The sequence below is a fragment of the Alloiococcus sp. CFN-8 genome, assembly GCF_049943125.1.
Taxonomy (GTDB): domain Bacteria; phylum Bacillota; class Clostridia; order Clostridiales; family Clostridiaceae; genus JAEXZL01.
Window position 1 is genome coordinate 2,797,833 of record NZ_CP188040.1, and the last position, 25,576, is coordinate 2,823,408.

The 25,576-nt window shown below is 34.8% G+C and carries 17 protein-coding genes; 15 read left to right on the top strand and 2 right to left on the bottom strand.

What is annotated here, in order from left to right:
- Window positions 1-9: 9 nt before the first annotated feature.
- From ACPWSR_RS13130 to ACPWSR_RS13150, 5 genes are all read left to right on the top strand, one after another.
- Window positions 10-1,314: a hypothetical protein gene (locus tag ACPWSR_RS13130; protein WP_426348683.1), complete on the top strand. Its 1,305-nt coding sequence runs from the start codon at window positions 10-12 to the stop codon at window positions 1,312-1,314.
- A complete protein-coding gene (locus ACPWSR_RS13135) occupies window positions 1,304-3,091 on the top strand; it encodes an SNF2-related protein (RefSeq protein ID WP_426348684.1) in 1,788 nt (595 codons plus the stop codon). The genes ACPWSR_RS13130 and ACPWSR_RS13135 overlap by 11 nt, the downstream gene beginning before the upstream one ends.
- On the top strand, window positions 3,088-3,990 hold the full coding sequence (locus ACPWSR_RS13140; RefSeq protein WP_426348685.1) for a protein NO VEIN domain-containing protein: 903 nt from the start codon (window positions 3,088-3,090) through the stop codon (window positions 3,988-3,990). The genes ACPWSR_RS13135 and ACPWSR_RS13140 overlap by 4 nt, the downstream gene beginning before the upstream one ends.
- 678 nt (window positions 3,991-4,668) lie before the next feature.
- Complete coding sequence (locus ACPWSR_RS13145; protein WP_426348686.1) at window positions 4,669-5,031, top strand: nucleotide pyrophosphohydrolase; 363 nt, start codon at window positions 4,669-4,671, stop codon at window positions 5,029-5,031.
- Between the two features lie 12 nt (window positions 5,032-5,043).
- Window positions 5,044-6,987: a DNA/RNA helicase domain-containing protein gene (locus tag ACPWSR_RS13150; RefSeq protein WP_426348687.1), complete on the top strand. Its 1,944-nt coding sequence runs from the start codon at window positions 5,044-5,046 to the stop codon at window positions 6,985-6,987.
- Window positions 6,988-7,128: 141 nt separating this feature from the next.
- On the opposite strand, the gene ACPWSR_RS13155 is transcribed toward ACPWSR_RS13150, so the two are convergent.
- Window positions 7,129-9,558, bottom strand: coding sequence for an HNH endonuclease family protein (locus tag ACPWSR_RS13155; protein ID WP_426348688.1), 2,430 nt, complete (start codon window positions 9,556-9,558; stop codon window positions 7,129-7,131).
- Window positions 9,559-9,918: 360 nt separating this feature from the next.
- On the opposite strand from ACPWSR_RS13155, the gene ACPWSR_RS13160 reads away from it, so the two are divergent.
- Together ACPWSR_RS13160 and ACPWSR_RS13165 are read left to right on the top strand one after the other, a co-directional pair.
- The gene (locus ACPWSR_RS13160; RefSeq protein ID WP_426348689.1) at window positions 9,919-10,686 is read left to right on the top strand and encodes a DpnI domain-containing protein; all 768 of its coding nucleotides are present in this window, start codon (window positions 9,919-9,921) and stop codon (window positions 10,684-10,686) included.
- 147 nt (window positions 10,687-10,833) lie between these two features.
- The gene (locus ACPWSR_RS13165) at window positions 10,834-11,952 is read left to right on the top strand and encodes a YecA family protein (protein WP_426348690.1); all 1,119 of its coding nucleotides are present in this window, start codon (window positions 10,834-10,836) and stop codon (window positions 11,950-11,952) included.
- A 165-nt stretch (window positions 11,953-12,117) separates the two neighbouring features.
- Here the strand turns inward: ACPWSR_RS13165 and ACPWSR_RS13170 are convergent, their stop codons facing one another.
- Window positions 12,118-12,345, bottom strand: coding sequence for a hypothetical protein (locus ACPWSR_RS13170; RefSeq protein ID WP_426348691.1), 228 nt, complete (start codon window positions 12,343-12,345; stop codon window positions 12,118-12,120).
- 281 nt (window positions 12,346-12,626) lie between these two features.
- Between ACPWSR_RS13170 and ACPWSR_RS13175 the strand changes: the two genes are divergently transcribed.
- The 8 genes from ACPWSR_RS13175 to ACPWSR_RS13210 all read left to right on the top strand — a co-directional run bounded on the left by ACPWSR_RS13175 (window position 12,627) and on the right by ACPWSR_RS13210 (window position 25,548).
- Window positions 12,627-15,245, top strand: a complete 2,619-nt coding sequence (locus ACPWSR_RS13175; RefSeq protein ID WP_426348692.1) for a UvrD-helicase domain-containing protein — start codon at window positions 12,627-12,629, stop codon at window positions 15,243-15,245.
- A gap of 8 nt (window positions 15,246-15,253) precedes the next feature.
- The gene (locus ACPWSR_RS13180) at window positions 15,254-18,493 is read left to right on the top strand and encodes a helicase-related protein (protein WP_426348693.1); all 3,240 of its coding nucleotides are present in this window, start codon (window positions 15,254-15,256) and stop codon (window positions 18,491-18,493) included.
- A complete protein-coding gene (gene drmB / locus ACPWSR_RS13185; protein WP_426348694.1) occupies window positions 18,477-20,324 on the top strand; it encodes a DrmB family protein in 1,848 nt (615 codons plus the stop codon). The genes ACPWSR_RS13180 and drmB overlap by 17 nt, the downstream gene beginning before the upstream one ends.
- Window positions 20,311-20,550, top strand: coding sequence for a hypothetical protein (locus ACPWSR_RS13190; RefSeq protein ID WP_426348695.1), 240 nt, complete (start codon window positions 20,311-20,313; stop codon window positions 20,548-20,550). Before drmB ends, ACPWSR_RS13190 begins: the two co-directional genes overlap by 14 nt.
- Before the next feature lie 55 nt (window positions 20,551-20,605).
- The gene (locus ACPWSR_RS13195; RefSeq protein ID WP_426348696.1) at window positions 20,606-22,894 is read left to right on the top strand and encodes a MotA/TolQ/ExbB proton channel family protein; all 2,289 of its coding nucleotides are present in this window, start codon (window positions 20,606-20,608) and stop codon (window positions 22,892-22,894) included.
- A 3-nt stretch (window positions 22,895-22,897) separates the two neighbouring features.
- The gene (locus ACPWSR_RS13200; RefSeq protein ID WP_426348697.1) at window positions 22,898-23,611 is read left to right on the top strand and encodes an OmpA family protein; all 714 of its coding nucleotides are present in this window, start codon (window positions 22,898-22,900) and stop codon (window positions 23,609-23,611) included.
- Window positions 23,611-24,789, top strand: a complete 1,179-nt coding sequence (locus tag ACPWSR_RS13205) for a hypothetical protein (protein ID WP_426348698.1) — start codon at window positions 23,611-23,613, stop codon at window positions 24,787-24,789. Before ACPWSR_RS13200 ends, ACPWSR_RS13205 begins: the two co-directional genes overlap by 1 nt.
- Window positions 24,790-24,981: 192 nt before the next feature.
- The gene (locus ACPWSR_RS13210; protein ID WP_426348699.1) at window positions 24,982-25,548 is read left to right on the top strand and encodes a class I SAM-dependent methyltransferase; all 567 of its coding nucleotides are present in this window, start codon (window positions 24,982-24,984) and stop codon (window positions 25,546-25,548) included.
- The last annotated feature ends 28 nt before the right edge of the window (window positions 25,549-25,576 follow it).

Sequence of the window (25,576 nt, forward strand, 5' to 3'; positions counted from 1 at the left end):
GGGGGAAATTTGTTAACTGAAAATTTGCATGATTATCAAGTTTTTGGAGCACCATTGATTCAAAGGATTGATGAGATCAAGAAAAAAAGTAATGATTCGAATAGGTTCTTTGGTCTTGACTTTATGGGGAAATATAGAGATCTAAGTACTATAGAAGTTAAGATTGATTTTCCAGTTTACAGACTGAAGAATGGGCGTACTAGAACATTTCAGAGAGAGTACTTGGCTACACATCCAGACAAGCCAAAAGATATTTTTACCAGTGAGCATGATTCATTAGCAGCACAATCGGCTCAACATGAGATATTGTACAAACTAGTAGAAGAGGAAGATTTATTAAAAAACTTCAAAAATGAAAATCTATATCAGACAGAACCAATTATTTGTACTGATACTGGTGTTGTAGTTAACGGTAATCGTCGTCTTTGTGCGTGGAGGGAAATTTATTATAGTAATAAAGAAAAATTTAAGCATTTTCAGACCATTACGATAGCCATACTACCTCCTTGTGATGAAAGTGATATAGATGAACTTGAGAAAAAGTTGCAGATTCAAAATAGTATGAGAGCTGAGTATCACTGGCATACAATTGCATTGATGGCTAGGGAGGAAATAGAAAATGGTGGAAAAAGGGATTCTATTGCTCACTCGTTCGGAAAAAGTCCGCAGGCATTACAATTATTGATGGATGCTCGTGATTATGCTGAACAGTACCTGATATCAATCGATAAGCCTGAACAGTGGTCTTTGGTAGATAAAAGCTATTATGCTTTTGAGCAGATGGTTAAAGGAAGGAAAAAACTTCAGGATCAGGGCGAAAAGGAATTGTTTGAATCCCTTGCTTTTTCCTTTATTACTTCTGGAGGTTCTGAGGGCAGATTATATGAAACAATTCCGGATATTGTAGATAATATAAAAGAAATTGCTGAGGAACTAGCACCAAGAATTGTTGCAGAAGAAGAAGAACTGCAAGAGGAAGATGATGCAGAGAATCTATTATCTGGTGGAGAGCAAATTGAAGTAAGCCAGGCGAGTAAGGTTGCTGCCGCAGTAAGACAGACAGAAGATGTTGGTATTATACAAAATACAACGAAGTCTGTAATTGAGGTTCAGAAACAATTAAAGAATGAAAAGAAAGCTGAAAACTTCTTGGTTCTGAAATTATCCAAAGCAGTAAGTGAATTACAGAATGCTATTACTAATGGACTTAATGATTGTAATGTTAATACAGAAGGTGTAGAAAAACAGTTAAATGCCATTAGTGAGAAGGTAGAATATATACAGAAATGGCTTGATGAGCGAAATGAAGATTAGTATTGATTTTGATAATAGATTGCAAGAGGCTGTACTCATCCCAGAAGAAATAAATGAATATGAGTGGAATAGTTTTCTGAGGATACTCAATGACTATGCATATAGTGTTATTCTAAAGGAAAACAAAATATATTTACCGTGGAAATGCTTCTTGATAGTTAAAAATGAAATTGTTAAATATGCAAAAAGTCATTCTATTACAATCAAATTAACAGAAGCAATTAAACCAGTGCTAAAAGAGGCAAATGTTCAATCATATTCCTTTGCCTTAAAGCAGAAGACTTTAAGTCTTGATGATATACATACTAAGCTTACCAAAAGAGGCTTTATTCGGAAACTTACGGACAACCAGTTAAACAACCTTAGTAAACTAGGTCCTCTTCCAGCGGGAGCTACTTTTTCAGTTCCTGGTGCTGGTAAGACAACTGAAGCATTGGCGTATTACTTTTTAAATAGTGAGGTGGATGATCGTTTGTTAGTAGTTGCACCAAAGAATGCTTTCGGAGCTTGGGATGAGCAACTATCGGCTTGTGTGCCAACAGAAAGAAACGGTTTTGTAAGGCTTCGAGGTGGAGAAAAAAGCATTGAGATAAAACTTAATGATAAGCCTAAATATATGATTATTACATATCAGCAATATCCGAGGGTTAAAAACTTAATAAAAGACATGCTTCTTCAGGATTCTGTATTTATGTTCTTGGATGAGAGCCACAGAATAAAAAGTGGCAGAACAGGTATAAGTGCTGATGCAATACTGGATATTTCATATCTTCCTAAAAGAAAACTAATTATGAGTGGTACCCCTATGCCTCAAAGTATAAAGGATATAATACCCCAATACAGTTTTCTATACCCTGAAAAAAGTATTACAGAGGATATTGCAATACCGTTGCTTCACCCTATTTACGTAAGAACAACAAAAGGACAATTAGGAATTCCTCCAGTGGAGCATAGGTTGATAAGTCTAAAAATGGATACACTACAAGAACAGATATACCAAACACTCAAATCGGAAACTAAGAGACAACTAATACCGATATTATCAGATTCGTCGAAATTTTCGTTAAGACAAATTGGAAAGAAGATAATGAAAGTTATGCAATTTGTCTCTAATCCGGCACTTCTTGCTGGAGATATGACATATGCATTTGATAGGTGTATTGGTGAATTACTTTTAAAGAATAATGGTCCAAAAATCGAATATGCATGTCATAGAGCAAGAGAATTAGTTGCTGATGGAAAAAAAGTTTTAATATGGTCTTCGTTTGTTCAAAATGTTGAACTTATCACTGCTCGGTTGTCAGATTTGGGAGCAGATTATATCCATGGTGGTGTTGATGCTGGAACAGAAGATGAAGACGATACTAGAGAATGGAAAATCAAAGAATTCCATGATAATCCGAATAAGATGGTATTAGTGGCCAATCCTGCAGCAGCCTCAGAAGGAATCAGCTTACACAAGGTATGTCAGTATGCGATATACGTGGATAGAAATTTTAACGCCGCACAATATTTACAGTCAGAAGATAGAATTCATAGGCTGGGGTTGCTCCCTGAACAAAAGCCTGTAGTAGAAATCATTGAGTGCAAAAATACAATAGATCAGTTAATAAGAAAAAGACTGGAAGATAAGATACAACGCATGTCCGCTGCGCTGAATGACTCATCATTAAACGTTGATATAATACCATATGACTATGAGTATATTGAGGATGAGGGTGTTACAAATGATGATGTTCAAGAAATTATTCAGTACTTCTTTGGTAGTGAAGTATGATAGGTATTACTTCTGGAATTGTTGCAGAAACCTTGTTGCTATTGCGGACATTAAAAATACTAAATTGTAGCAAGTTGCATGAAATTCTTCAACTACGTATAGGATACGGAATTAATAACAAAGCATGTATTTATTTTGCAGAGCAAAGCAAGTGGATTTCGATTGAAAAAAAAGAAATATCATTAACTGAACGCGGGATATTAATTCTTTCGGAATTTATCAGAGATTCATTAGATAATAATCTATGGCGTCGGATTCTCTATGATTACATAAAAGACTGCTCACCTATATGGTCTAAACGTATACCCTATGGGAGGAAAGAAGCATTTATTTTTATGACTCCTGATGAAAAGAGATGTTTTATAGATGCTGGTTTAATGAGTGAAAATATAAGTTCAAAAGAAATTGAATGGTGGGATAGAACGGCTGAGTACATAAGAGGAATTCATCATTTGTCCTTGGATGCGACGGGACGAGCAGGTGAGAGATTAACATTAATATATGAAGAAAACCGTATTGGGCGTGCTCCAAAATGGGAGTCATTCGAAACCAATCTTTCTGGTTATGATATTATTTCTTGTGTATCTCCTTTTAGTTCGGACCAGCTTCTCATCGAGGTTAAATCATCAACAAGGGATATACATCACGCAAGTATGATTTTATCGAGGAATGAATGGGAAACTGCTACAAAATTGAGAAAAAATTCTCGGTATAAATTTTATCTGTGGTTACTTGGAAAAGAACATAGACTCGCTATTATTGGTGTCGAAGATGTTAAGCCTCATATACCGTCAGATAATGGTGGAGGTATATGGAGAGAGTTGGAAATAAAATTTGATTCATTTAATAATGTTGTATGGGAAAGTATTAATTATCAAAAAGAACATATACTGGTATAACTTATATCTTGATACTAAGAAATCTTGAAATATTAGATTAAGATTAATTTGGAGTGAATAAATAATATATAACAAGATTAGCTAATATTAACGAGTATTAATCTATATGTCTGTAATAGTTTTTTTCATTTAGCTAAGTACAGTTAAAGTAAAGCCTATTTAATTATAGGCTTTACTTTAACTTTTAGAAGTTAGAAATTATATATTTATATTTTACGTCTCGTGCTTAGATTGAACATAGAGTGGACAACCTGTATGTTTTCTGTCTGGTCCCTACCTCCGACAGCCAAGAGGATTATGTGATCGTTGTGGGTAGTATCGCCTATATATAAGCGATCCTTACAAATAGGAAAGAGGTTACCTTGAGCAGATATATAAGTATTTATCTCTCCCTTACTAAGTCTCAGGCCCCCTTATCTCTTGAATGTAGCTACTTTGAAAATGTAGAATCCTCTCTTTAAAACTTGCAACACTATCCACAGGATTATTTTTCCTAGTGAGTAAACTATACAGCGATTTCTATAAAAATCGCTGTATTTTTATTTACATACAATAACTAAATTTTTAGGGAATGATAGTTATGTGTTATTATTATCTTAAGTAGAATTATAAAAGGTAAAATCGAAATAATTATATTGATTAGTGTAGTACTGACTATCCGTATATGGAGGCAAGATTATGGACAAAGATATTACAATAGAAGAGCTTAAGAATAAAGTTCAAGTCTTTTGCGAAGTCAGAGATTGGGATCAATTTCATAATCCCAAGGACTTAGCTATAGGTATTTCAACAGAAGCTGGGGAGCTATTAGATATTTTTAGGTTTAAAACTCAAGAACAGATGGATACTATGCTTCAGGATAAAGAAAAAAGAGAAAGTATAGAAGAGGAAGTTTCAGATATTTTTTATTTCATTCTGAGATTTGCGCAGCTTTATGATATAGATTTAGCGAAAGCACTTATAGATAAGCTTGCTAAAAATGATTTAAAATATCCAGTAGAAAAATCTAAGGGTAAGAACAACAAATACAATGAAATTTGAAGGTGACTGTGTATGCTTGTGTATGATTCAACTAAAAGTGCCTTTTTAGATGATGTTGTTAATGATGCTATAGCCGATAAAATATATGAAAGATTTAGGCAGAAGATAGGGAAAACGACAAAAAGTGAAATTGCTTCATGGAACAATTCCATGGGATATATGTACAAAGTCTTAAATGATGATAGGATTCCTAAGGATGCAGGAATAGCTATAGAGTTTAGGATACCTTATACCTCAAAAAGGGTAGATTTTATTCTTTCAGGTAAGGATGAGAAAGGTGAGAATGCTGCAGTAGTAATTGAGTTAAAGCAATGGTCCTCGGCTAAAGAGGTTATAGGAAAGGATGGTATAATTAGAACAATTCTCAATGGACGCCAGGTAGATACTACACATCCATCCTATCAGGCTTGGTCCTATGCTACTCATATAGAGGATTATAATGAAACGGTTCAAGATAGGAAGATTTCCTTAACTCCTTGTGCTTACCTTCATAACTATGTAAAGCAGAATCCTGATGCAATAACTCATAGTACCTATGACTATTATCTGGAAAAAGCTCCTGTTTTCCTAAAAGGTGATGTTATCAAGCTAAGGGATTTCATAAATAAGTACATAAAATACGGCGATAATAAAGAAACCCTATATATGATTGAAAATGGAAAGATTAGACCATCTAAATCCTTACAGGATGCCTTGTCAAGTATGCTAGAAGGAAATAGAGAATTTATCATGCTTGATGATCAAAAGCTGGTTTATGAAACAGCCATCCAAGCTGGGGAGAAGTCCTACAAGGATAGCAAAAAAAGAGTCTTAATTATTGAAGGGGGACCTGGGACTGGAAAGTCCGTATTGGCAATAAATCTATTAGTTGAGCTAACAAAGAGAAATCTAGTATGTCAGTATGTTACTAAGAATTCTGCACCTAGGAATGTATATGCCTCAAAGCTTAGTGGCTCTATGAGAAGAACAAGGATCGATAATTTATTCAAAGGCTCAGGAAGCTATATAAATACTCCTAGGAATGAATTTGATGCATTGATAGTAGATGAAGCTCATAGACTTAATGCAAAGTCTGGTATGTTTAAAAACTTGGGTGAAAATCAGATTAAAGAAATAATCAATGCTGCTAAGTTCTCGATATTCTTTATTGATGAAGCTCAAAAAATTGATATGAGTGATATTGGAAGTATAGATGGAATAAAGAGCTTCTGCAGAGAGTTAGATGCTGAATATGATATGATGAGGCTAGAATCCCAGTTTAGATGCAATGGTTCTGATGGGTATATTGCGTGGGTTGAGGATGTTTTACAAATAAGAAATACTGCAAATAGTGATGGCTTTGAATTGGATTATGATGTGCAGGTTTTAGATTCACCTATAGATTTAAGTAATAAAATATTTGAGCTTAATAAAAAAAATAATAAAGCTAGGTTACTAGCAGGCTATTGCTGGAATTGGATTAGAGAAGGTAAGAATAGAAGCGATATTCATGATATAGAAATAAAAGAATATGATTTTGCCATGAGCTGGAATTTGGGTAATAGTACTACCTGGGCAATAGATCCTGATTCTGTAAATCAGATTGGCTGCATACATACTAGTCAAGGTTTAGAATTTGATTATGTTGGTGTTATCATTGGTGATGATCTGAGATATGAGGAAGATAAGATAGTTACCGACTTTTTTAAAAGAGCTAGAACCGATCAATCGATAAAAGGATTAAAAGGACTATATAAATCTAATCCTGATGAAGCGTTAGCTATTGCTGATAAGATAATTAAGAATACCTATAGAACTCTTTTAACAAGAGGACAAAAGGGATGTTATATATATTGTACTGATGAAGAACTAAGGAATTATCTTAAAAGAAGAATTTTGGAGATGAAAGATAATAAAATCGAGAATCTAAAATATAAAGATACGGAAGAGACTGAAGTAATTGAATCTCAAAGATAATTTACTTAGAAGTATTATGTTGTGTGAAGCTAAATAAACATATGCCAATGAACCCTTAAAAAACGGGTTAATCAAATAAAGAAAAAGTAAAGTCAATTTACTATTTGACTTTACTTTTTCTTATAAACTAGAAATTATATCTTAAATCTTACATCCCTTACTCAGATTACACACAGCGTGGACAACCTGTATGTTTTCTATTTGATCCTTACCTCCTATAGCTAAGGGTATTATATGGTCGTTGTGGGTAGTATCGCCTATAAATAAGCTCTCTTTACAAATAGGGCAGAGGTTACCTTGAGCAGATATATACGTATTTATTTCTCCCTTACTAAGCCTAAGGCCCCTTTCCTCTGGAATGTAACAGCTTTGGAACTCTAAAATCCTATCCTTAAAGCTTGTAACAGTATCCGTAGTATTGTTTTTCATTGTGGCAAAGATATCTGATAGATCCTCCTTAATTTTTGTTCGATGAGCCTTCACCATGTTAAGGCTTAATGGATTTAATATATACCATAAAGCATACATATCCTGAATTCTTCTGACACTAGAAAAATTAACACTAAAAAGCTTATCAAGCTCCTTTTTGAGAAATTCATTTCGAGCAACCTCTATATCTCTATCGATTAGAATAAATTCTACCTTCCTAATAAGAAGCTCTGTACCTTTAATTGCCTTTAGCCATCGATTTTTATAATCTACATTTAAGGAAGCTTGCTTTAAAGCATCTGTAATGACTCTTTTATTTTTTATTCTGAAGCACATTCTATTTTGTAGCTTGTAAATGTCAAGTAGCTCCTTCTTTGAATCACAGCTAATATAGTTAAAATATGATAGGAAGGTTAATATTTCTTCATTGATCATCCTTGAGTTATTATTTCTGAAGTAAAACCATTTTGAACATTTAGCAGTTAGATTTTTGATAGTGTTGATTACGTCCTTATCAACATATGAATTCCACATTTCAAAGGAATTTTCCTTAATAGGGTAAGGTCTATTATTCAGTCTTATGAATAGGTCAATTGGATTAAAGCTGGGGTTTCTATCCTCATCGATTAAAACAATAGAAAGAGAATAGGAATATACCTTCTCTCTAAGCTTTAGGTCAAGGTCAGAAAAGGATTTTCCATTTAATTCTTGATAAACAGTTAACCCCTTAAGTCTATAGCCATTATTCTTGGAAAAGCTAAAGACACCAGTTTCGTTATTGTAGCTTTTACTAATGAACGCTAGGATGGATAAAAGTCTCTGCTGACCATCTACCACTTCATTCAATCCGTTTCTCCGTCTGAAGATAAATATGGGAGGAAGCTTTATTCCTAGAAGTATACTTTCGATTATTGAAGAGGACTTATCCTTAGTTATAACCTCCTGTCTTTGATAGGCTGGACGTATTAAAAATCTTCCCGTATTCATTTCTCTTATGATATCCTCAATAGTTATGCTTTGAGGCTCCCCTTTATCTAGGCGATGAGCTTTGACAAACTCTATTGTAGTCGTTTTCTCAAAGCTGTTAAGATTTGCTTTTGGTATTGCAGTTTCTCTTTCTATGTATTTTTTCATGAGAGAGGATCTATTTAGATTTCTTGAAAAATACTTAAGAGTATGGGTATATCTCCTTCTATAATTGATGGTAAAGTGACTTTGATGCTCACTGTATATATCGATTCCTCTAGAAATATATCTAACAAGTCCATTAACGAATTTTTTATCTAGCTTTGAAAGGTTAATTCTTTCTTCATGACAGATGTAAAGTGCCCATAGGAGGCATTCATATATTAATTTATTTTGTTCAACCTTAAGATTGTTGAATTGATTTTTTATCTTCACCAAAATAGCTATGAATTCTTGAAAATCATTATAAACCGTGTCTATACTTCTTACTTCTTTACAATAGCCCTCATAAACCTTATGGAGAAGAGCTGCTCTATTGATTGATTTAGAAAAGGTGGTCACACTGATTCTATGTAGCACTAAATATCCCCTAATCTTATCTAGTATAGCATCGTTGGAAACCCTAGACACTTTTTTCTCAGAAAAAAATAGTGCCAACAGCTTGTTTCTTAGGTCAATATTATCAGTTAGTTTTTCTTTAAAGAAATTCGTTATAATATCGTTAGTAAATCTTGCTCTGTTAATATCAAGAATTGTTATAGGACTTATTCCGGAGTTGTATCTCTTAAATATTTCCTTCTTTACTAGGTCTTCCTGCATTTCAGTTATTTTTTCATTATCAATGATTTCAAATACAAGTATCCTAAGCTTTGTATCATTAATTATATTTTGGGCCCAGGGCTCTAAATCGCAGAAACGCTTTTTCACAAGACCAGTTAAGGTTTTAAGACCATGCTTTGTAAGAGAAAAATCATTGTTAAAAAAGCGATTGATAGTCTCGTATCTCTGTCTTCCATCAATCACCTCCACAGTATCTTCCCTTGTGTTGAAAAATACTAAAGGAGGAATTTCTGTCCCCAATAGAATGCTTTCTATAAAATAGGTGGCTTTATCTGCATCCCAAACATAATTCCTCTGATAATAAGGCCGAAAATTTATTTTGTTTTGTACTCTCAAATTCCCAAAAATATTGACCAGTGATTTTACAGTACTTTCTACCTTTATATTTTTTTTAAGTATTTGCTGTATTTCACTGGATAATGGTAATATCCCCTCTATTTTTTATACCCCCTTATGAATAACATTATTTCACATGCTTAAATAGTATAACATGTATAAAATGGAAAATAAAGTAATATTGTTAAACTTTAGATTATTATCTGATATGATTATGGGAAAAAATACTGATAATTTGAAAAGGTTAATTTAATGTAATTTGTATTTAAATGTAATAAGGATGATATAGTTGTAAATTATATGGTAGTTATAAAAATGTAAATGATATAATATTTATATAACCTTGTGTGGAGGAATCATATGGATTTAAACCTTATAAGTGAATCAGCAGCAGAATATCGCAGTGGTTCTCAAAAAGCCAGAATAATTACTGAAGAGTGGGGACAAGACAACCTTTTTTGTCCTTATTGTGGTAATAAAGAGATAAAAAAATATGCAAATAACATGCCTGTAGCAGACTTCTATTGTGATAACTGCCATGAAGAATATGAGCTGAAGAGCAAGAGTGGAGCTATAGCTAATAAGGTCCCTGATGGTGCCTATGGAACTATGATAGAGAGAATAAATGCTGTTAATAATCCTAATTTTTTCTTTATGCAGTATAGCAAGAGAGATTTTGTCATTGATAATCTCATAATTGTACCAAAGCACTTTTTTAAAGCTGAGATTATCGAAAAACGCAAACCATTAGTGCCAACAGCTAGAAGAGCTGGCTGGATTGGCTGTAATATTTTAATTAGAGATATACCTAAGCAAGGGAAGATATATGTTATTAAAAATAGTATACAGCAACCAGTTAATGAAGTAATAGACACTCTCCATAGAACTAATTTCATTGCAGATTATAGCTTAGATAAAAGAGGTTGGTTAATAGATATATTAAGCTGTATCAACAGGATAAGAACCGATACCTTCAATCTTCAAACTATGTATAGCTTTGAAGGGGAGCTTCAAATAAAGCATCCCGAAAATAATCATATCAAAGCAAAAATAAGACAGCAGTTGCAGCTACTAAGGGATAAAGGAATAATTGAGTTTTTAGGAAGAGGAGTTTATAAAAAGCTATAAAACCTTTATTGTCATTTTCAGTTTTAATAATTAACCATCACTTATCTACAGCTTAATATTTGTATAGATAAAGTGGATTTTTACTATATAACATTTCAGTGTTATACTGAAAAAAGGAAATAATACCCGGTTAAAAGGAGAGAAAAAATGAAACCTAATTACACCCTCAAAGAGATTCTCGATGGTCACTCTGCTGATGATGTCAAGGTAATAGGAAAGGCTATCGGTATAAAGAGCTACTCTAAGATGAAAAAAGAAAATTTAATTAATGCTATTGTAGAATTTATGCTAGATGAGAAAAACCTTAATATGAGATTTTTAGTTGCTGATGATATAGATATAGAGATCTTTGAGGAAGCCTTAGAGGGCAAGGAAAAAATTGAAAATCCTTATATATACAGATACTGGATGGAAGCTTTTTTTATCTTTTTTACCGTAGAAGGTAACGCGGATATTCCTATAGAGATTAAAAATCATTATTTAAATCTCAAAAATTTCAAAAGCTATCAAGAGTCCAAAGAAAGGTTAAGCATTATTAATAGCTATGCACTGGCCTGTACTAATCTGTACTCAGTTATTGATGTTAATAAGCTTGTGGAGATCATTAATTCCCAAACAACCTTAGACGTGGAAGCCGAGGAAGTAATCCACTGGTGCATTACAAGAGAAAATTATGGAAAAAGTAATATGTATTTTTATGAAAATGGCTATGTTATGGATGAATCCTTTGGATATAACGCATCTATGGATGGACAGGATTATGAGATTATGCTAAAAGCACAAGAAGGAAAGCCCTACTACATACCTGATAAGGAAGAGCTTTTAAGGTATGTTGATAGATCATACATAGAAGAAAATGAATCCTTCAAAAATATGCTTAATTATGTGAGGAAAAAGCTTAATATGTCATCATCAGAAGCCTATGATTACTGTGCCGATATTCAGATTGACATAAGATGTGGTTCTACACCTAGTGAAATTTTAAATATGTACATAGGCACAGAAACTTCCTTTAATAATAGAAAGGAGGTTGACATCTTCTTGCAATATCTTAAGGAAATGTTTAATAATACACGAATCCCAGAAAATCGTGGTTATACCCCTGATGAAGTAGTCTCACTTAATTTCCGTAAGGATAAAGCTGATAATGAGTCAAATATAACTTCGGTTCCTATAGGTAATACTGGTTCATCTAAAATACCGAGAAATTCTCCATGTCCTTGTGGCAGTGGGAAAAAATATAAAAATTGCTGTGGCAGGAATTAATCACTTCATTGCAAAACTAACTTCCGTTTAGTTCAATTTTGCATGATTAAGTTCCTCTGATACTTGTCAATAAATTATTATGGGACGCCAGAAAATTTGATTACACAAAATCTCTGACGTTCCCTTTCATACTAACTGAGGATAATAAATACTCTGTTATAAAGATTAAAGATTTGATGTGTTGATATCTATATTAGTTAGAGTGCTGTGAATATCCGTTAAATCATATCCTGTTGGACCTTTAACACTGTTTATTTCTTGTACTATGTCGTCAAGTTTATTGCAGACATCATCCATTGAATTGAAACCCGACCCCTTTAAGTCACTTAAGTGGCTATTAATCTCTCTTAATTCCATTAAGATTTCTTCCATAATTCTCGTTAGTTCTTCCATCTTTAAGCCCCCTTATTCACACAGTTAAGATATATATCTTTAATAGTTATTCCATATATACATTGCTATTTATTTGGAATTTCTATTTTTACTTAATTCTATTTATATTCTAGCATCAATATATACATAATTATATTATATTCATCTACACAATCCCAAGCATACGCCTGGGATTTTTTATTTTAATAAAGTATTAAGTGGACACATTTTGTTAATAGTATTAAAATTAAATTGTATAATTGTGTCAATCTATACTGGAATATAGGGTGGTTTTGCAATATATGAACACATTTTTTGGAATAGATATTCGAAATAGCTTTACTAGAATCTCATACATTAAAGAGAATATTGACGGTATATATACAGGTATTTGCACTAATAGAGGAGAAAGCTTTTCTACAAGCCTAGGTATTAGTAATGATTTCAAGGGTGGTTATATAGGCTCAGGAGTTTTTCATAGAAGAGCAGAATTAAAGGATTATACCACTATTGATAGCTTCATAGACAAGCTATTGGCTGGAAGTAGTCAAAAGATAGGCTCTGCTCTGATATCACCCATAGATATAGCCTATTTATACTTCTTTTTCCTTAAGGAGCATATAAAAAACTTTTACGGTTATGACCTGACTAATGCAGTAGTTTCCTTAGAGGATAGCTACTATAAGAATGAGCTTATAGATGCTTTGAATATTGCCTTCAGAAGGGTAGATATTGAATCTGTATTGTTTATAAAAAGCTCAGAGGCTCAGCTTTTAGGTTCTCATAAGCTGCTTAAAAGCTGTGTTGAAAGAGAAAGCTATATAGCTTCTATTGGGGCGGCTTCCCTAGGATATATATCAGGGAAAGAGAATCTTATACCTTTCATTAAGGATAGCTTTGATGCTCATGTCTTTTATGATTTTTACGAAAGCTGTGAAAATCCTCTGATAGAAGCTTCAAAGTTAGCTAGTATGCTTAAGCCTTTTAGTGAAAAGCCTGATAAACCTTCTGCGCAAAGTCTCACAGGGACAGGTGATAATGATCATAGCAAGAGTGCAAAGGATGGGGCTTTAGAAACTAAGACAAGCATAACTGGAACAGCATACACCAAAATTAAAGAGGCTGGATACACCAGGATTACTACCCCTTCTCCTATAATAGAAGCAGAAATAGAGGAAAGAATCATAGTCAATGCTGGTCCAGGTACCGGTAAGACCTACTCTGTAATACAGAGGCTTGCCTATATTATTAATGAAGGCTTAGCAGATCCTCAAAATATTTTGGTTCTCTGCTATTCTAGAGCTGCTGTTGCCGTAGTGAGAGATAGACTTACTCAGGAAATTAAGGCAGATAGATTGGCTGATGAGGCTTATCAACTATTTAATAACATTAGAACCTTTGATTCCTTTGCTACATACATGATGGCAGAGGACTTAGAGGAAGGAATCTTAAATTCCCTGGACTACGATGGGAGAATAGACCGATTTGTTGAAGAGCTCAAGAAAGATCCCAGTGCGTTGGAGGGCTTAAAATACCTTATTGTCGATGAGCTTCAGGATATAGTTGGTCCTAGAGCTAATATGGTTAAGGAAATATTAAATAGTATAAACTGCGGATTTATGCTCTTGGGAGATAAATGTCAGGCTATATATGATTATCTTATTGAGGATGAGGAAGAGCTTAACTCCGTAAGATTTTATAACTGGCTGCAGGAGGAGTATTCAGAAACTTCTATCAAGTATGAACTTATAAAAAATCAGAGGCAAAATTCATCCATGACAAAGCTCTCCTCTTATTTAAGAGAAGCAATACTCTCTAATGATTTTGACCTCCAAGAGGAAGCCTTTAAAAAATGCAGAGAGCTACTGATGATAGGAGGCTATCGAGGAGAGCTTGGCGAAACCTTATATAAAAAGGAGGACAACCTTGCTATTCTTTGCAGAAATAATGGAGAGGCGGCCTTGGTTAGTAGCATCCTTTATAAGGATGGAATAAATCATAAAGTTCTCCGCTCTGCTCAGCACTTAGAGCTAGTTCCTTGGATAGGAGAGCTTTTAGGAAATTATGGTGAGGATAAGATAGGTCATAATGCCTTTATAGAAAGATTAGAGCTCCATGGCTATGAAGATAGAGAGAATAAATGGAGGCTATTAAAGTCATTAGCACAGGATGAAAATGAGAGAGTACTAGACCTTAAGCTATTGACTAAGGAGCTGGTAAGAGGAAAAGAAATTCCTGAGGGGTTAAATGCCTCAGGGAATGAAAATATAATAGTATCAACTATCCATAAAGGAAAAGGAAGAGAGTTTAATCATATAGCTTTGCTAGTTAGAGATTTTACCCTGGAGGAAAAGGGTGGACATGATCTCGTTGATTTTGGAGAGGAGCTAAAGGTTGCTTATGTGGCCTTAACCCGAACTAAGGGTGGGATGAGCTTTTATGATTTACCCACTCGCTTTACAAAGCAGCTTCCCAGTAAGCGATGGATAGGCTTCTGGTTTAGCAAGAAATCAAAGAAGAGGTTTTGTTCAAACATAGAAATAGGCTATCCTGAGGATGTGGATTATTACAGCTTTGTAAGAGGAAGCAGAGAAGAAGTAGAAAGAAAGCAGACACTTATAGCTAGCTTAAATAAAGGCTGTGAGCTGGAGGCTAGATTAAATGGAAGCTCTTATGACTTATATTACGAAAATCAATGTCTAGGTAGTTTGTCCAAGACTATTAATAAGGAGCTTTGGTCAGCTAAGAATGAATTGGGAGCAGGAGGGGGATTGCCCAATAGATTAACGGGTATATATGTAGATAATGTTATCACTATAGCTAATACGCGGTATGATGAGGAGATTCTAAAGGAATATAATAAATCTGGTCTATGGCTTGGACTTCAGCTTTCTGCTTTTGCAAGGGTTGAGTTTGATTAGGAGGATAAATGGCGGGTTATAAGGATTATTATGATATTGAAAATATAATAGAAGGCTTTCTCCGAAAGGATATTATAGGTCCTATAAGTGAAGACGAGGTCCTGGAGACAAAGCCCACGGAGGAATATTCCATGGGCATATTATGGCCTCAAAAAATGAACCAGGATGATGAATTACCTACAATAATGGAGGAAGAGGAAGAAATAGATATTCCTTTAGATAATGAAAAAGATATAGGTGATATTGATGTACTGGGGGAGATGGAAGAGGAGGATGCTAAAAATGATTTTAATAAAGCCAATATTTTTAAACCATCCTCTATGGCAATATCTGCAGTAATTAAGAAGGAGCAGAGAGAGATTTTTGTTGATTTCACCTTTGCAACCTATACCCTTGGATATAAGGAAATAGAATATACTAGAAAGAAAACCGTTGATAATGAAGAAATAATGGAAACGGTAGTTAGAAGACAGGACCAATATACTAGACAAAACCATGAGCCTGTAAGCTTAATCATAGATACCTATACTGGTGAAATAATTAAAGGCTCAGAGCTATTACATAAGGTTAATATACAGCTTTTTGTGAGAAAGCTTTATTCCGATGGAAGCAGATTGATTACCGTATCTGTTCTTAATAAAGCTATGGCGGGAAAAGAAAATGTTAACCCATTAGCATTATTTCAATGCAGCCTAAAGCTTAAGGCAGAGGAAGGCTTTCTACCAATAAATAGTGATTATTCCTCTCAAGGAGAATTAGAGCAGGAGATATTAGAGCTCCTTTACAGAAATGAAAAGAATTATGCCGTTGGCCATGGCTGCTCTGTCAAATGGCAGGAAGAGAATAATAGGATATGTTCTATATCCAGTGAATTTCTTCCTGTGGAGGAGTTAAATCAAATGAAGCCCAGGAGCATTTCTGGTGTAAAGTGCTTTAATATGACCTATTGGACTAAGGTGGATAGGCAGCTTGGTCTAAGGGATCTAACTGAGTTCATTGAAATCTATGAGGATTGGCTTCAGAAGCTTAAGAGTACTGGCAGAGAGCTAGACAGCTATAAAAGAGCAGTACAGTCCTGTATTGAAAAAATAGAGCTGTGCATCCGTAGGCTTAGACAGGGAGTAGAGACCTTAAGAGGGAATGAGTCTATGTGGAAGGCTTTCGTATATATGAATGAAGCAATGGCTCTTCAAAGGGTTAATTACGGAAAGACTAAGGGCAAAAAGCTTATGCTAGAGGATATATCCTGGTATCCCTTCCAGCTGGCATATATCCTTCAAATACTTCCTGATATAGCCTGCGAGAAAGACTCCTATAGGGATACAGTAGATCTTTTATGGTTTCCCACTGGAGGTGGAAAGACTGAAGCTTATCTAGGTTTATCAGCCATAACGATTTTTTATAGGAGGTTAACTAAAGGAGACTTATCTGGTGGAGTCACCATTTTAATGAGATACACCCTAAGACTTCTTACAACTCAGCAGTTTGAGAGAGCAACGGCTTTGATTTGTGCCTGTGAAGCCTTGAGAAGAAAATATAAATTTTCCTCTGAGGAAATATCCATAGGACTCTGGGTTGGAATGGATTTGACACCTAACACTTTAATGGATGCTAAGGAAAAGCTGTCAACCTTAAGAGACGGTGATCTTGTATATAAGGGGAACCCCCAACAGATTCATCATTGCCCATATTGTGGCGAGGAATTAAATATAGGAGCCTATAAGGTTCAGGGAGGCTTAAAAATACAGTGCTTAAATAATAGCTGCTTATTTAGTGAGGGGCTTCCAGTATACCTAGTAGATGAGGATATTTATAAGGTAAGACCTACTCTTCTTCTAAGTACCATAGATAAGCTAGCAAGAATAGTATGGGAGGAAAAAACCTTAGCTCTTTTTGCTGCTGATAAAGCTAATTTGCCACCAGAGCTTATTATTCAGGATGAGCTTCATCTCATATCAGGTCCCTTAGGCTCTCTTTCAGGACTTTATGAGATTGCAGTAGATGAGCTATGTACAACTGCTGATGGTAGAGGACCTAAAATTATTGCATCAACAGCTACCGTAAGAAACGCGGTGAAGCAAATTAAGGCTCTTTATAATAGAGAAACAATTCAATTTCCACCCAATGGACTATCCTATGAGGATTCCTTCTTTGCCGTTATGGCTTCTAGAGATGAAAAACCAGCTCGGCGTTATATAGGAATCTGTGAAACTGGTGGAAATCTAGTAGATGTACTCATTAGAGTATATGGCTGTGTAATTTATTCTATAAATTATCTAAGAGCCAAGGGCGTGAGGGATGAGCTGATAGATCAATATTTTACTATCATAGGTTATTTTAATACCCTTAAGGATTTGGGAAGTGCAGCTACTATACTACTAGATCATGTTAGGATTTACAGCACTGCTTTAATGCTTCATAAATTTAAAGACTATTCAGAAGAGGTGGACTTGAAGGAAATCCAGCTGAATTTTTATAGTGAGCTCACCAGCAGAAAATCCTCCAAGGAAATAAAGGATACTCTAGAGGAGCTGGAAATAAGCTATCCCGATGAAAGAGCTTATTCCTATGTGCTTGCTTCTAACATGCTTTCCGTAGGAATTGATGTTAGTAGGCTTGGAATTATGACTGTATACAGTCAGCCAAAGACTACCGCTGAGTATATACAGGCAACTAGTAGAGCTGGAAGAAGCAATCCTGGAATGATAGTGACCTTTTATAATTCTACTAGAACCAGGGACAGATCTCATTATGAACAGTTTAGCTATTATCATAGAACCTTTTATAAATATGTAGAGCCTACCAGCGTAACCCCTTTTTCCTTTAGAGCTATTGAAAAGGCATTACACTCTGTATATGTAGCTTTGATAAGACATAGAGTAAAAAATATGTCCTCTAATGAAGCAGTGAGGAATTTTAGTGGTAATTCTCATGATGTAAGGCTCATTAAGGAGAAAATATTAGAGAGAATAAAGGAGATAAGCCCAGAAGCTGTAGAATACGCCTCTCTTTGGCTAAATAATTTTGAAGAGCTCTGGGAAGAGGCTGTAGAGGAAAAGGGAGAGACCTTTTATTATAGTCTAAAAAATAATGATGCTGCTTTAGTATATACTCTTTTAAATGAGGCTGAAAAGGATGTAAACACAATCTTTCCTTCTGTTCTAAATTCCTTGAGAAATGTTGATGGTAGCTCCAATGTTTATATCATAGACAGGGAGGAGGATACAAATAATGAGAAAGATATTTAATAAGGGAGTAAAGCCTACTAGAAAAAAGCCTAAGGTAGTGGGAGATGTGAGACAGTCTCAGATAATAAATACCTTTGGTATTGGCTCCATGGTAGACTTTGTTAATGATACGGTGATGATTGCAGGGCTCGATAGCTGGGACTGGAATAATCCTGCTTCTGATAACATTTATGTAGTAAATAATGAGAACCTTCAGAACCTCTTAGGGGTGGACTATTTCGTAAAGCCAAAGGTAGATGCTGAGAGGAAGAGTATATATTCTCAAAGGAGTATGGATATACCTTCATATAGATTCCCTGAAACTCTATACTGCACCAAATGTCACAGGCTTTTTAATTATAAGGTGTTCAATCATCAAGAGGGAAGGCAGTTTAAGTGCATCTGTGGTAATAAAACTCTTGTGCCCTCCCGTTTTGTGGTTATTTGTGAGAAGGGTCATATTGCTGATTTCCCATATTATAAATGGGTCCATAGAGGTGGAGAATGTAAGGAAGGAAAAAAATCAAAGCTATATCTGAAAAACAAGGATGGAAAGAGTGGATTAGATAGCCTTTATGTTTATTGTAGCAGCTGTGGTGCTAGGAGGACAATGAAAACTGCTTTTAGAGAGAGTGGGATGAAGGAGCTTGCTAGCTGTGAGGGAAGCTCTCCCTGGCTCAAAAAGGTTAAGCAGGGTAACTGTGAAAAATCACTTATGACCAGGTTAAGATCCTCTAGTGATATTTACTTCCCGGCTACAGTCAGTGCCTTGAGTATACCCCCCTGGAGCAAAAGGGTGTATAAAGAGCTGGGTAAGCACTATTCAAAGCTTGGAAAAGGCCAAGAAAGGGATAGATACGTCATTGAAGATTATATAATGCCATCCTTAAAAGGCTTATCCCTTGAGGATATTCTCTCTGCTTTAGATAGACTGAGGAGTAATAAAAAGCTTAAGGGAGAGAAGAAGGATTGGGAAATATATGAGGATGAGTACAAGGTAATTACCAAGTATCATGGAGATACTGATAACGATGATGAATACTCTGCTGAGGAGCTGGAAGCTCCAGAGGAGTTTAAGAGTGTTATAAATAAGATTGTAGCAATAGATAAGCTTACAGAGGTCAATGCAATGATAGGCTTTACCAGAAAGCTACCCTGGAGTGGATCCTTTGAGGATGAAAATCTCCAAAAGCTATCGGAAAAGGATGTATTAAAGATACCTGTTGAAAAAAGAAGAGAACTGGGATGCTGGTTCCCTGCTGTAGAGCTTAAAGGAGAAGGTATCTTTATTGAGTTTAACCTTGAAAGAATAAGAAAGTGGTCTTCTAAGGTTGATGCTTACTATAAGCCTCTCAAGGAAATTATAGATAAGGAAAAAATATATAAGGAGAATTTTTCTCCAGAATATGTTATGCTTCACACCCTTTCTCATCTTTTAATAAGACAGCTGTCTTTGGAGTGTGGATATAGTGCCTCTTCACTGAAGGAAAAAATTTATTCAACCTACAAGGGTAAGGGAACCATAGAAATGGCTGGTATATTAATATATACTGCCACAACAGATTCCGATGGAAGCTTGGGTGGCCTTGTAGAGCAGGCTTATCCTGAGAGGATAGAGTCTGTGCTGAAAAATGCTCTCAAGGAAGCTACCTGGTGTGCCTCGGATCCTGTGTGTATTAATAGCAATGGCAAATATGGACAAGGGTATAAATCCTTAAACTATGGAGCCTGCCATAGCTGTACCTTGTTACCTGAGACCTCCTGTGAATTTAAAAATTCATTACTGGATAGGGGTGCCTTGGTGGGTACTGTAGATAATAAGGACCTTGGCTTCTTTAGTGAATATATATAAAGGAGGCTTCGTTGTGGGAATTAAGGAATATAATCCAGAAGATATCCTCACCTGGGGAAAATATAAGGGTAAGAGAATTTCAGAGGTTTATTCTATTAGTCCTAAATATATATATTGGTTAAACTCTGATGGAAAGTATTATGTTAATCTAGATAAACTAAAGAAGTATTATTTAGATAATGCTCCCCATGAGCTTAAGGATATAAATTTTAGTGATTTTGATTAGCTTATGTTGAAATAATAGATGTTCAATTACTTTAAAGAAATGTTGAGGAGATACCATGAACAATAATTTAAAAAGAAAAAATTTGTTTGGCATATTGGGAGTGCTTATATTTATTATAAGCTTTCCTGTAATGTATATGCTATCTGATGATATTATAAGCAGAATATGCTTAGGCTTTATGCTGGTATTTGTACTATGGGCGTATTTAACAGGACTTATTAAATTATATAAAGCTACAAATGATATTAATAGAGCAGCGCTTTTCATTAAAGAAGAAAAAGAAAATCATAAGGAATTATGGACTGTAATCTATGAGAAGGAGGACTTTTTCTTATATTCTTATCTGAAATCTGCCTTTGAGGCCTTTAAAAAGGAAATGAAAAGATTAGAAAGGGCAGAAGATACCTCTTATAAATGCGATATAGCTGATTATATTAATATAGATGACATAGAAGATGCATCTAACAGAGGATATCTAGAGCAGGTAGGAGCATTATTTACTGGACTAGGAATACTTGGTACCTTCATAGGACTGACCATAGGACTACAAAAATTTGATTCTACTAGTGCGGAGGCTATGGCTTCTACTATACCAGCTCTTATTGAAGGTATTAAAATTGCTTTTTATACCTCTATTTTTGGAGTAGGCTTATCTCTTATATTTAACCTTGTATATAAAAATAGCTTATTTAAACTCAATGAGGCTCTAGAGTCCTTCTATGAGGAATTTTATCTAAATGTAGTGCCTCTTCCTGATAATGATCTAGCAAACCAAATGCTTAGATATCAACAGGAACAAAGCAGCACCATGGTAAAATTTGCGGAAACTATTTCTGTAAAGATAGCTGAAAGCTTTGAGAAGGTGGCCCTTCCAACCTTCAATAATATTAATAATACCATGACTATGCTATCGGAAAAGATGATAGAGAATCAGACAGAAGGGTTAGAGACAATAGTAAATGAATTTGTAAATCATATGAATACCTCATTAAACGGACAATTCCTAGAGCTCGGTAAAACCTTAGAGAGCATGAATGAATGGGAGAAGAATATGATTGGTGAGGTGCAGAGGGTTGTAGAGGAGCTTATTAATTCTTCAGAAAATATCACAGGAGTAAATCTTAAGCTGGACTCAATTATGGAGAAGCTATCAACCTTCTGTAATGAGTTAAATAGCTTCCAGGTAGGGGTAAACAAGGCTTATGAAAGTGTTGATAAACAGAGAGAGGTCTTTGAGAGATCACTTGCAGGACAAGAACTATACCTTAGAGGACTTCAGGACCATGAAGCTGCTCTACTTACTAAGTTCTCAGAGATAATCATAAAGGTAGAGGAGCTATTAAAAACCTCTGAAGGACAAATGGAGGTAAATAATAACATAACAGAAGCTCTTAATAATAAGCTAAATAGCTCTGCAGAGGTGCTAAAGGAGGTATCCGCTGCCTTTAATAAGGACATTGAGGCTTCAGCTAAATCCTTAGGAGCTGTTACAGAAACCTTTAATGATGAAATACGTAAATCCTCTCAGGGAATGAAGGATATAACCGATAGCTTCCAGGAAGGCATTAAGGAAACAGCTGGAAGTGTTAAGGTCATAGCACAGGAATTTAATAATGATATAGCTATTTCAATAAAGCTGCTTAAGGATTCTGGGGAAGAATTTATCCAGAGACTACATCACTATTTTGGACAGATAGAGCAGATATCTAGCAGCACTGCATCCTTATTTAATAATGGAATAGACCTTGCTGCAAAAAGGATGGAGGAGCTTTTAAAATCCTATAATGAGGATTTATATAAGGCTGCTGGTGAAATGAAGGGTATAGGTGGAGGCTTCAGGGAGGAATTAAACGCATCTGCCCTTATGCTTCAGGATGTATTTAAGGAGTTAAATAAAGAGCTTGGAGCATCAGCTAAGGAGCTGGAGGGAATTTGCTTGAGATTTAATGAAACCGTAGCAAAATCTGTTCAGGTATCTAATGATATTACAGAGACCTTTAAAAAGGATGTAAATTACTCCGTGAAGAAGACCTTTGAGGTCTTTGATACAAGTCTTAGTGAGATTTCAATCCATTTAAGTGGAACCATTAAGGAAATACAGGAAACAGTGGATAAGCTTCCTATGGTGGAAAATGAATACCTACATAAAATTAAAGAGCAGTATGATGGCTATGTAGAGGAGCTTGTTAAGGTTCAAAAGGATATTAAAGGCTTCATGATAGAGCTATTAGATGAAGCAGCAAAGGAGAAGGCCTCGGGCTCTAAAGAAAAAAAGATATTGATCTCTGCTATACCACAGGATTTCAATCATAAAGGAGCTGTAGGCAAGGAGGGTGAAGTCTAGCCCATGAAAAAGTATAAAAGGAAGAGGCGAGGGGAAGGAAGCTCCTACTGGCAATCCTATTCAGATATGATGGCGGCATTACTCTTGATGTTTATTCTGATTATGTCCTTTACTATTCTTCACTCCTTGAGCAGCTATGAACAGCAGAAAAAGCTGTTAGATGAGCAGCAGGAAAAGCTTGAAAAGCTTGTAGGAGTAAAATCCGATATAATCCAGGATTTAAGTCTTGAATTTGAGGACACAAGCCTCAGCATATCAGTGGATCCACAGACCGGGGCTATAGCCTTTGACTCTAACGTTCTATTTGATTATAACCAGGTGGAGCTGAAGAGCACAGCCAAAGAGTTTTTAAATGAATTTATGCCTTTATATTTAGAGGTGCTTTTAAGTGAATCCTATGAGCCATATTTGTCTGAGATTATTGTAGAAGGTCACACTGATGACAATGGTAGCTACATATATAATTTGGATTTGTCCCAGAAAAGAGCCTTATCCATAGCTACATATTTCATAGAAGAGGGTGAAGCTATATTAGATAAGGAGCAACTGGAAGGGCTTAGAGAAATCCTCACGGCAAACGGAAGGTCCTGGAGTAACCTAATTTATAATACCGATGGAACTGTTAATGATGATGAATCTAGAAGAGTTGAGTTTAAATTTAGACTCAAGGACGATGAGATGATAGAGGAAATGAAGAATATTCTGGAGGAGCAATAATGGTTGATATTTTTTATCCAGAAAAGCTTGATAAGGTGAAATATGAGATTGCAAAGGTTCATAAAAGCTCTGGTGAGCTATCAGAGGATAAGATTAATTCTAATGAATTTAAGGCTATTGTAAAAAGAATCTCTGCTCTTAAGGGTGATGAGCTTCGAGCCTTCGCCCTCTGCATAAGTAAAAAGGATTTAATTATGCTAGCTCACTATGCTCCTAGGAATGTTTATAAAGGTAGCTTAAAGAAAATAACAGCAGTATTATCCTTTAATCCTAGTGATGAGGTTTTAAATGCTTTATTTTCTAGCTGGCAGAATAACTATGAATCAAGTAATGGAGAAGTAATATTTACAGTTATTAATAGGTATCAAGGAAGCACAAAAAAATTCAAAGATCTATTTAAGCTTTCACTTGATAAGCTAGCTGAAGCTATAAAAGAAGGAGTAGTCGACAGCTACTTATCAAATATCGTCTTTGATAAAGGAATTAGAACCTATGATAGATATTCTGCTTGCCTGGAGGATATGAAGATTAATAAGGATTCCTTACTGGGAAAGCAGCTTTCTAATCTATTTTACCTAGGTTGCTCTAAGGAGGAATATTTACGTCTAAAGCCCCATGAGCTTCTGGAGATAGTTAATAAGCTTACTTATGACCACTCTAAAAAACTATTGCTAAATCTTTTAGAGGTTTGTGATATCAAGGATTTAAAGCCATATAACAATATTCTTATCCATTATTTAAAGACTACGGGAAAAGAAGGAACTAAAGAATTCAAAGGTTACTTTAATGGTATTGATCCTGTCACAGTAAGAAAGTACATTACTTGGATAAATATCTATGATTTAGAAAATATCTTTGGAAATGATGAACGTAGCAGATTTTGGAGCCAATATGCAGATAGATGTATTGTAAGGCATCATCCTAATACGAGATCGCTAACAATGGAATTTGATACTTTTGCAGTGGTAGAATTTAGAAGAATGGGACCTATATATTGGTTTGATTTAGAGTATTTTAATAAAGAAGTTTATAGGAGATGTCAGAATCTAACTAGCGAAGCTAATTTAAGAGATTGGTTATATCATTCCAAGAAGTATAAAGAGAGAAAAGTTCATCATAAGGATATCTGGACCATAGAAGCCAGAAGATATACAAATAAGCTTCTGATGAGAAGTTGAAATACTTAGTTACAAGTGAAAAAGGTGTTTTTAAACGGGAATAATTACATGGAAGATAAGAGCATACCCATAATTTCTATACAGCGATTTAACCACAAATCGCTGTATTTTCATTTAAATACAAGATTATAAATAACAAGTATAGTAAAATGTTACTATATATACCTTGGATATAGTTATGGAGGAAATCTGATGGAGTATATGGGCAACAAAGAATACTGGGAAGAAAAATTTCACAGCAGAAGTGATAAACCCTTAAATCCAGAAAGTTCATTAGTTGAAAATATAATTTATCTTAAAAAAGGATCTGTCCTAGATGTAGCTTGTGGAGATGGCAGAAATGCCTTATATCTACTAGAGCAGGGCTTTGAAGTGACAGGGGTAGATTTTAGTGATAAAGCACTTGAAAGATTAAAAATTTTTGCTGAAAGAAATAATTATTTTGTAAATGCAATACAAGCTGACTTAAGTAAAAGTAATTCATTAGAGAATATCGGAAGATTTGATAATATTGTAATTAATCATTATAGACTGGATAGAGACCTGTTATTAAATATTCATAATAATATAACTGAGGGTGGAATACTGTTTGTCAGTGGTTTTGGATACAATGAAGGTATTAATTCTAGGATTAGAAAAGAAGATATGATCCAGTTAGGTGATTTTCAGGGGATGGATAAGTTCTTTGAGCTTGTTAAATATGAAGAGCATACTGATGAAAGAGGATATTTTGCTACTTATATATTTAGGAAAAGATAAATTTTTCGATTAAAATAATTTGGATTTC

What these genes read in the sequence shown, in the direction of transcription:
- ACPWSR_RS13135 (WP_426348684.1), top strand. Translation starts at nt 1,304, where the DNA reads ATGAAGATTAGTATTGATTTTGATAATAGATTGCAAGAGGCTGTACTC.
- ACPWSR_RS13140 (WP_426348685.1), top strand. Translation starts at nt 3,088, where the DNA reads ATGATAGGTATTACTTCTGGAATTGTTGCAGAAACCTTGTTGCTATTG.
- ACPWSR_RS13145 (WP_426348686.1), top strand. Translation starts at nt 4,669, where the DNA reads ATGGACAAAGATATTACAATAGAAGAGCTTAAGAATAAAGTTCAAGTC.
- ACPWSR_RS13150 (WP_426348687.1), top strand. Translation starts at nt 5,044, where the DNA reads ATGCTTGTGTATGATTCAACTAAAAGTGCCTTTTTAGATGATGTTGTT.
- ACPWSR_RS13160 (WP_426348689.1), top strand. Translation starts at nt 9,919, where the DNA reads ATGGATTTAAACCTTATAAGTGAATCAGCAGCAGAATATCGCAGTGGT.
- ACPWSR_RS13165 (WP_426348690.1), top strand. Translation starts at nt 10,834, where the DNA reads ATGAAACCTAATTACACCCTCAAAGAGATTCTCGATGGTCACTCTGCT.
- ACPWSR_RS13170 (WP_426348691.1), bottom strand. Translation starts at nt 12,345, where the DNA reads ATGGAAGAACTAACGAGAATTATGGAAGAAATCTTAATGGAATTAAGA.
- ACPWSR_RS13175 (WP_426348692.1), top strand. Translation starts at nt 12,627, where the DNA reads ATGAACACATTTTTTGGAATAGATATTCGAAATAGCTTTACTAGAATC.
- ACPWSR_RS13180 (WP_426348693.1), top strand. Translation starts at nt 15,254, where the DNA reads ATGGCGGGTTATAAGGATTATTATGATATTGAAAATATAATAGAAGGC.
- drmB (WP_426348694.1), top strand. Translation starts at nt 18,477, where the DNA reads ATGAGAAAGATATTTAATAAGGGAGTAAAGCCTACTAGAAAAAAGCCT.
- ACPWSR_RS13195 (WP_426348696.1), top strand. Translation starts at nt 20,606, where the DNA reads ATGAACAATAATTTAAAAAGAAAAAATTTGTTTGGCATATTGGGAGTG.
- ACPWSR_RS13200 (WP_426348697.1), top strand. Translation starts at nt 22,898, where the DNA reads ATGAAAAAGTATAAAAGGAAGAGGCGAGGGGAAGGAAGCTCCTACTGG.
- ACPWSR_RS13205 (WP_426348698.1), top strand. Translation starts at nt 23,611, where the DNA reads ATGGTTGATATTTTTTATCCAGAAAAGCTTGATAAGGTGAAATATGAG.
- ACPWSR_RS13210 (WP_426348699.1), top strand. Translation starts at nt 24,982, where the DNA reads ATGGAGTATATGGGCAACAAAGAATACTGGGAAGAAAAATTTCACAGC.